The organism is Nocardia sp. NPDC058058 (assembly GCF_042885355.1).
Classification (GTDB): domain Bacteria; phylum Actinomycetota; class Actinomycetes; order Mycobacteriales; family Mycobacteriaceae; genus Nocardia.
Genome location: NZ_JBHVSA010000026.1, coordinates 1 through 1,357, shown reverse-complemented (window position 1 = coordinate 1,357; position 1,357 = coordinate 1). Strand labels below are relative to the sequence as shown.

The following is a 1,357-nucleotide window of genomic DNA, read 5'->3' as shown; positions in this document are numbered from 1 at the left end:
AGGCGGTCCTCGCGGGCCACCGGCTCCTCCTCGACCAGGGCCTGCTCCAGGAGGGCGACGAGGCCCTCGCCGGCACCCGGCACGAGGCGAACGCCCGGCTGTCGGCCGCCACGGCCGCCGAGACGGGCGTCAAGGACGGCGATGTCCTCGCGGTCACCGGCCCGGCCGGCTCCGTGGAACTCCCGCTCCGGATCACCGAGATGCCCGACCGGGTGGTCTGGCTCCCGCTGAACTCCACCGGCCGGGGCGTCCTCGCCGACGCCGGGGCCCGCCCGGGCACCCTCGTACGGATCGGCCCGGCGACGCCGGCCGACAGCAGCGGCACCGATGCGGAGGTGGGCGCGTGAACGCGGTACAGCTCGCTGCCGAGGACCTCTCCCTGTTCGGCAGGGACGTCTGGTGGCTGGTCGTCGTCAAGGCGGTGTTCTGCTTCGCCTTCCTGATGGTGACCGTGCTCTTCTCCATCGTCTGGGAGCGCAAGGTCGTCGCCTGGATGCAGCTGCGCATCGGTCCCAACCGGCACGGCCCCTGGGGCATGCTCCAGTCGCTCGCCGACGGCGTGAAGCTGATGCTCAAGGAAGACCTCATCGTCAAGCGGGCCGACAAGGTCGTCTACGTCCTGGCCCCGATCATCGCGGCGATCCCGGCCTTCATGGCCATCGCGGTGATCCCCTTCGGCCCGGCCGACGACCAGGTCTCGATCTTCGGCCAGCGCACCACGATGCAGCTCACCGACCTGCCGATCGCGATGCTCTACGTCCTCGCGGTGGCCTCGGTCGGCATCTACGGCATCGTCCTCGCCGGCTGGTCCTCGGGCTCGACGTACCCCCTGCTCGGCGGCCTGCGCTCCTGCGCGCAGATGATCTCGTACGAGATCGCGATGGGCGCGGCCTTCGCCTCGGTCTTCCTCTACTCCGGGTCGATGTCGACCTCGGCGATCGTCGAGGCGCAGGCGGACCGCTGGTACGTCATCCTGCTGCCGGTCTCCTTCATCATCTACGTCATCACGATGGTCGGCGAGACGAACCGCGCCCCCTTCGACATGCCGGAGTCCGAGGGCGACCTCGTCGGCGGCTTCAACACCGAGTACTCCTCCATCAAGTTCGCGCTGTTCATGCTGGCCGAGTACGTCAACATGGTCACCGTCTCGGCGGTCTCGGTCACCCTCTTCCTCGGAGGCTGGCGGGCCCCGGCGCCCATCTCCACGTACTGGGAGGGCGCGAACCACGGCTGGTGGCCGATGCTCTGGTTCGTCATCAAGGTCCAGCTGCTGCTCTTCTTCTTCATCTGGCTGCGCGGCACGCTGCCCCGGGTCCGCTACGACCAGCTGATGAAGCTCGGCTGGAAGGTCCTGATC

General features: G+C 69.0%; 2 protein-coding genes. Both read left to right on the top strand.

The window, feature by feature from the left end; translation table 11 throughout:
• A partial coding sequence (locus tag ACFVUS_RS43895; protein ID WP_387781492.1) for a molybdopterin dinucleotide binding domain-containing protein occupies window positions 1-347 on the top strand: 347 nt, incomplete at its 5' end.
• On the top strand, window positions 344-1,357 hold a 1,014-nt coding region (nuoH, locus tag ACFVUS_RS43890), incomplete at its 3' end, for an NADH-quinone oxidoreductase subunit NuoH (protein WP_387781489.1). The genes ACFVUS_RS43895 and nuoH, both read left to right, overlap by 4 nt.